Below are 6,302 nucleotides of genomic sequence, written 5' to 3' on the forward strand. Positions count from 1 at the left end.
CATGACCGAGCCCTTCGTCACCCTGGTCGTGCGTCTGCCGGCCGCCGCTCTCGTCGGCGGCGCCCCGGTCCTCGTGATCACCGCCGAGGCTGTCGTCATCGTGATGCCGGCCGGCCAGGGAGCTGTTCTCTTCGACCCGGACGTTTCGCGGGAGCATGTCCTGCTCCGCCTGACCGAGCAGGAGGTCCGGCAGGAGATCCGCACCGTGATCGAGGCCGACGGCACGCTGACCCGGCTGAGCCCGGAGATGGTCGGCGCCGCCGACATCCACGCCGCCTGCCGGGCCATGGCTTCGAACACCGACCTCGGCGAGGAGCGTGGCACCGCGCGGTTCCGGGCGGCGCTGGCCGCCATCCGCACAGCGGAACGCCGCCTCGGTGGTGCCCCCTGATCCGTGCCCTCCGGACGGTCCGCCGTCTTGTCCACTGTCGAGCCCGGCCGCCGCGCCGGGCTCCTGTCTTCTGGGAGAACCGCCATGCCGATCCCCGACTTCGTGAAGGCGAATTTCGCGACGCTGCTGCGCGCCGCGGCGGCGGGCGATCTGGCGCTGGTGCAGGGCACCGACGCCCGCACCGGCGAGACCCGCTTCATTCTGTGCGCTGTCGGTCGGGACGGTGGACAGGTGGTGCTCACCCCCTTCGGGCACCTCGCCGACGCTGACCCCTATGAGCTTTACGCCCCGCCGTTCGATCCCGGCGGCGGGTAGAGGGCGAGGCCGGTCAGGGCCGGGGTGAGCCGGAGCGGATCGAGAGAGCGTCCGCCGGCCGCTGGTCTCCCCGCTCTCCCGGATCCTCCACCATGACCCTGACCGCCGATCTCCGAACCGATGCCGCCGTCCCTTGTCCTCCGCCCCCGGTGGACACCGCGGCGGCCCTGCTCGCCGCCGCGGAGCGGCTGCTGCCCGGCCTCGAACGCGGCCGGGCCGTCGATGCCGGTACGCTGCGCACCGCGATGACTGCGGCGTTCGGCGGCTCCGACGCCGAGGGCGCCTGGAGCTGGAAGCTGGCCTACGATGCCGGCGAGGCGGCGCAGGTGCTGTTCCTGCGCCGCTTCGGCGCGACCATGCAGGCCCGCGCCGCCAGCCCGGCGGCGTTCCTGGCCATGCTGGAACGGCTGGCGGCGCTGCTGCCCAGCCAGACCCGCCGCTCCGAGGAAAGCCAGGCCCGGCAGCAGTTCTCCACCCCGCTGCCGCTGGCCGGCGTGGTGGCCACTGCCGCCGCGCTCACCCTGGCCGACCGGGTGCTGGAGCCCTCCGCCGGCACCGGCCTGCTCGCCGTCTTCGCCGAGCAGGCGGGGGCGGGTCTCGTCCTCAACGAGTTGGCGGAAGCCCGCGCCGGCCTGCTGGAGGGCCTGTTCCCCGGCGTGCCGGTGACCCGCTTCGACGCGGCCAACATTCACGACCATCTCGATCCCGCCGTCCGGCCGACGGTGGTGCTGATGAACCCGCCCTTCTCGGCGCTGGCGGCGGTGGACGGCCGGGTGACCGACGCCGCCCTCCGCCACCTCGCTTCGGCCCTGGCCCGGCTGGCCGAGGGCGGGCGCCTCGTCGCCGTCACCGGCGCCGGGCTGGCGCCCGGGCAGCCGGCGTGGCGCGATGCCTTCATCCGCCTGCAGGAGCGGGGCCGCGTCGTCTTCTCCGCCGCCATCGACGGCCGGGTCTACGCCCGCCACGGCACCACGGTGGACACCCGGCTGACCGTCATCGATCGCGTGCCGGCGGAGGACCCGGCGGTCTTCCCGACGTCACCGGGCATGGCCCCCGACGCCGTCACGTTGCTGGACTGGGTCCAGCGCGGCGTGCCGCCGCGCGCTTCCGTTTCCGTTTCGGCAGCGGCTCCGTTGCCGATGATGACCCGCCCCATGGTGGCGCAACCGGCCCGCCGGGCGGCGGCCGCGCCCGTGGTCCCGGCGCCGGTTTCCGACCCGGCGGTCGTTGAGCTGGTCTACGAGCCGCGCAACTGGACCCCGGGGGTGGGGGCCCGTCTCACCGCCGCGCTCTACGAGCCCTACACGCTCCAGTCCATCATCATCCCCGGCGCCCAGCCGCACCCGACGCCGCTGGTCCAGTCCGCCGCCATGGCCGCGGTCGCCCCGCCCAAGCCCCGCTACCGCCCGCACCTGCCCGCCGCCCTGGTCACCGGCGGCATCCTCTCCGACGCTCAGCTGGAAAGCGTCATCCTGGCCGGTGAGGCGCACGCCGGTCATCTCGCCGGCAGATGGACGGTGGACGAGACCTTCGACGTCGTCTCGGCGGCGCCGGACAATGCCGAGCACGCGGTGCGCTTCCGCCGCGGCTGGTTCCTCGGCGACGGCGCCGGCGCCGGCAAGGGCCGGCAGGTCGCCGGCATCCTTCTCGACAATTGGCTCAAGGGCCGCCAGCGGGCGCTGTGGATCTCCAAGTCCGACACCCTGATCGAGGATGCCCGGCGCGACTGGTCGGCGCTGGGCCAGGAGCCTCTGCTGGTCACGCCGCTGTCGCGCTTCCGCCCCGGCGTACCGATCACCCTGGAGCGCGGCATCGTCTTCACCACCTACGCCACCCTGCGCGGCGAGGGCGCCGTGCCGCGCGTCCAGCAGATCGTCGACTGGCTCGGCCGGGAGTTCGACGGGGTGATCGTCTTCGACGAGTCGCACGCCCTGCGCAACGCCGGCGGCACCGCCGGCTTCGGCCGTGAGGGCGGTCCCGTCACCCCCTCCCAGCAGGGCCGCGCCGGCCTGCGCCTGCAGCACGCCCTGCCGGATGGTCGCATCCTTTACGTCTCGGCCACCGGCGCCACCACCGTGCACAACCTCGCCTACGCCCAGCGCCTCGGCCTGTGGGGCGGGGCGGACTTCCCCTTCGCCACCCGCGCCGAGTTCGTCCAGGCCATCGAGGCCGGCGGTGTGGCCGCCATGGAGGTGCTGGCCCGCGACCTCAAGGCCCTCGGCCTCTACGCCGCCCGCTCGCTCTCCTTCGAGGGGGTTCGTTACGAGATGGTCGAGCACCGGCTGACGCCGGGGCAGGTCGCCATCTACGACGCCTACGCCGCTGCTTTTCAGGTCATCCATGCCAACCTGACCGCGGCGCTGGAAGCCGCCAACGTCACCGGGGCCGGCGGCACTCTGAACCGCGCCGCCAAGGCCGCCGCCCGCTCCGCCTTCGAGGGTGCCAAGCAACGGTTTTTCAACCATCTGATCTCGGCGATGAAGACGCCGACCGTGCTCAAGTCCATCGAACGTGATCTTGCCGCAGGCCACGCCGTGGTGGTACAGATCGTCTCCACCGGTGAAGCATTGATGGAACGCCGTCTGTCCGACATCCCCACCGAAGAGTGGAGTGATTTGTCGATCGACGTCACGCCGCGCGAGCTCGTCCTCGAGTACCTCGCCCACTCCTTCCCGACCCAGCTGCACGAACCCTTCACCGACGCCGACGGCAATCTGTCCTCCCGGCCGGTGTGGTGGGACGGCCAGCCGGTGCTGTGCCGCGAGGCGGTGGACCGGCGCGACCGCATGATCGAGCGGCTGGCGGCGCTGGAACCCGTGCCGGGGGCGCTCGACCAGATCGTCCAGCGCTTCGGCGCCGACATGGTCGCCGAGGTCACCGGCCGCTCGCGGCGCATCGTGCGGAAGACCGATCCCGGCGGGGACGGGCGGCTGACGGTGGAGAGCCGCCCCGGTTCGGCCAACCTTGCCGAGACCCGGGCCTTCCTCGACGACGAGAAGCGCATCCTCGTCTTCTCCGACGCCGGCGGCACCGGCCGCAGCTACCACGCCGATCTCGGCGCCAAGAACCGGCGCTTGCGGGTGCACTATCTGCTGGAGGCGGGGTGGAAGGCCGACGCCGCCATCCAGGGGCTGGGCCGCTCCAACCGCACCAACCAGGCCCAGCCGCCGCTGTTCCGCCCGGTCGCCACCGACGTGCGGGCGGAGAAGCGCTTCCTCTCCACCATCGCCCGGCGGCTCGACACCCTGGGCGCCATCACCCGCGGCCAGCGCCAGACCGGCGGGCAGGGGCTGTTCCGTACCGACGACAACCTGGAATCCGTCTACGCCCGCGCCGCCCTGCGCCAGCTCTATGGTCTGCTGCACGCCGGGAAGGTGGAGGGCTGCACACTGGGCGAGTTCGAGGCGGCGACCGGGCTGGCGCTGAGCGACCGCGACGGGACCTTGCGCGAGGACCTGCCGCCGACCACCACCTTCCTCAACCGGCTGCTGGCTCTGACCATCGGCTTGCAGAACACGCTGTTCACCGTGTTTGAGCAACTGCTCGCCGCGAAGATCGAAGGCGCCATCGCGTCGGGCAGCTACGACCGTGGCGTCGAGACGCTGGTGGCCGACAGCTTCACCGTCACGGCGCGGCGAACGCTTTACACTCACCCGGCGACCGGAGCGGAGACGCGGCTGTTCACGCTTGCACGGCGCGACCGCAACCAGCCGCTGGGCCTGGAGGAGGCGCTGGAGAAAGGGGCGGGGCCGCAGGCGCGGCTGCTGGTGAATGCCCGCTCGGGTCGGGCGGCGGTGGCGGTGCCCGCCGCCGGGCTGATGCTGGACGACGGCACGGTGGAGCGCCGGGTGCGGCTGCTGCGCCCACTGGAACGCCTGACGGTGACGCTGGCCGAGTTGGGCCAGAGCCACTGGCGCCCGGCCGAGCCGGAGGCCTTCGCCGCCGTCTGGGAGACGGAGGCCGCGGCGGTGCCGGAGTTCGCCACCAGCACCCTGCATCTGGTGACCGGGCTGCTGCTGCCGGTGTGGCAGCGTCTGCCGGACACGAACCTGCGGGTGGTGCGGTTGCAGACCGACGACGGCGAACGGATCATCGGCCGGGTGGTGGCGCCGGACGCCCTGGCCGAGGTCGAGCGCAATTTCGGTGCCGACGCCGACGCCGTGCCGGTGCCGTCAGCGGAGCAGGCGTGGACCTCGGTGTTGGAGGGGCGGGCGGTGCTGCATCTGGCCGACGGGCTGCGGCTGCGCCGGGTCACGGTGATGGGCACCCACCGGATCGAGCTGTCCGGCTTCACCGAGGGGATGGTGGAGCGGCTGAAGGCGCTGGGGCTGATGTCCGAGATCATCGCCTGGACGCTGCGGCTGTTCGTGCCGGTGGGCGAGCGCGGGCCGGCGGTGTTCGCCACCCTGCTGGCCCGCCACCCGCTGCTCCGTGTTGTCGACCGGACGGGGCCGTGAGGGGCCGGCGCCATGTCCGTTGCGTCGGAGATGGCGCAGCGCCTCGCGCGGGAGGCCGAGGCGGTGTGCCGCCACTACCTGCCGCACGGGCGGCGGGAGGGGCGTTACTGGCGGGTCGGTGACGTCCACGGCATGCCGGGGGAGAGCCTCTACATCCGGCTGCATGGTGCTGCCACCGGCAAGTGGGCCGACGCTGCCACCGGCGAGCACGGCGACCTGCTCGACCTTATCGGGCTCAACCGCGGTCTCGGCCGGCTGGCCGACGTGCTCGACGAAGTGCGCGTCTTCCTTGGTTCGCCGCGGGCGCCGCCGGAGCCGCGGTGGGAGCCTTCAGTCCCCATCGGATCGCCGGAAGCCGCCCGCCGCCTGTTCGCCCGTTCCCGGCCGCTCGCCGGCACGCTGGCCGAGACGTATCTGCGCAACCGCGGTATTCCGGATGTCCGGAAACACGGCTCCCTGCGGTTTCAGCCGCACTGCTGGTATCGCGACGCCGATGACCGGCTCGCCGAAGGGCCGGCGCTGATCGCCGCGGTCACCGCTCTGGACGGCCGCCTCACCGGCGTGCAGCGCACCTGGCTCGACCCGTCCGGCGGCGGCAAGGCGGCGATGCCGTCGCCGCGCCGGGCGCTGGGCCACCTGCTCGGCAACGGCGTCCGCTTCGGCGTGGCCCGCGACGTCCTGGCGGCGGGGGAGGGCGTCGAGACCGTGCTGGCGCTGCGCACCGTCCTGCCGGCCCTGCCCATGGTCGCCGCGCTCTCGGCCGGGCACCTCGCCGCCCTGCACCTGCCGCCGACGCTGCGCCGCCTCTACGTCGCCCGCGACAACGACGCCGCCGGACGCCGGGCAGCCAAGCGCCTGGGGAGCCGCGCCGAGGCCCTCGGCATTGAGGCGCTGGTCCTGGCACCGGTGTTGGGCGACCTCAACGACGACCTGCTGGCGTTCGGGCATGCGGCGCTGCGGGCGCACCTGCGGGCCCAGTTCGCCCCGGAGGATGTGGCGCGCTTCTGGGCCGGTCGTGTGCGGTCATGGCGAGCCTGAGCCTCGGCGGCCGGGCACCGGTCGGAACGGGCGGACGCCGGTCCGGCCGGCGGGAGGCCGCAGCCACGGCCTTCCAGCGGGCGATCGGGCGGCGGCCGGGG

4 protein-coding genes are annotated in these 6,302 nt (G+C 73.5%); all 4 read left to right on the forward strand.

The genetic code is table 11. From position 1 onward, the window contains the following. Window position 1: 1 nt before the first annotated feature. The 4 genes from TSO352_RS04110 (at window position 2) to TSO352_RS04125 (ending at window position 6,201) form a co-directional block, all read left to right on the forward strand. Window positions 2–391, forward strand: coding sequence for a hypothetical protein (locus TSO352_RS04110; protein ID WP_109106073.1), 390 nt, complete (start codon window positions 2–4; stop codon window positions 389–391). Window positions 392–475: 84 nt separating this feature from the next. Further along, a complete protein-coding gene (locus tag TSO352_RS04115; RefSeq protein ID WP_109106074.1) occupies window positions 476–706 on the forward strand; it encodes a DUF6117 family protein in 231 nt (76 codons plus the stop codon). Between the two features lie 92 nt (window positions 707–798). Then, window positions 799–5,163 carry a strawberry notch family protein gene (locus tag TSO352_RS04120; RefSeq protein WP_109106075.1) on the forward strand — a complete coding sequence of 1,455 codons (4,365 nt, stop codon included), beginning with the start codon at window positions 799–801 and terminating at the stop codon, window positions 5,161–5,163. A gap of 12 nt (window positions 5,164–5,175) precedes the next feature. Continuing rightward, window positions 5,176–6,201, forward strand: a complete 1,026-nt coding sequence (locus tag TSO352_RS04125) for a toprim domain-containing protein (protein WP_109106076.1) — start codon at window positions 5,176–5,178, stop codon at window positions 6,199–6,201. The last annotated feature ends 101 nt before the right edge of the window (window positions 6,202–6,302 follow it).

The organism is Azospirillum sp. TSO35-2 (assembly GCF_003116095.1).
Classification (GTDB): Bacteria; Pseudomonadota; Alphaproteobacteria; order Azospirillales; family Azospirillaceae; genus Azospirillum.

Excerpts from the sequence above, each read along its gene's own strand:
- TSO352_RS04125 (WP_109106076.1), top strand. The coding sequence starts at position 5,176 with ATGTCCGTTGCGTCGGAGATGGCGCAGCGCCTCGCGCGGGAGGCCGAG.
- TSO352_RS04115 (WP_109106074.1), top strand. The coding sequence starts at position 476 with ATGCCGATCCCCGACTTCGTGAAGGCGAATTTCGCGACGCTGCTGCGC.
- TSO352_RS04110 (WP_109106073.1), top strand. The coding sequence starts at position 2 with ATGACCGAGCCCTTCGTCACCCTGGTCGTGCGTCTGCCGGCCGCCGCT.
- TSO352_RS04120 (WP_109106075.1), top strand. The coding sequence starts at position 799 with ATGACCCTGACCGCCGATCTCCGAACCGATGCCGCCGTCCCTTGTCCT.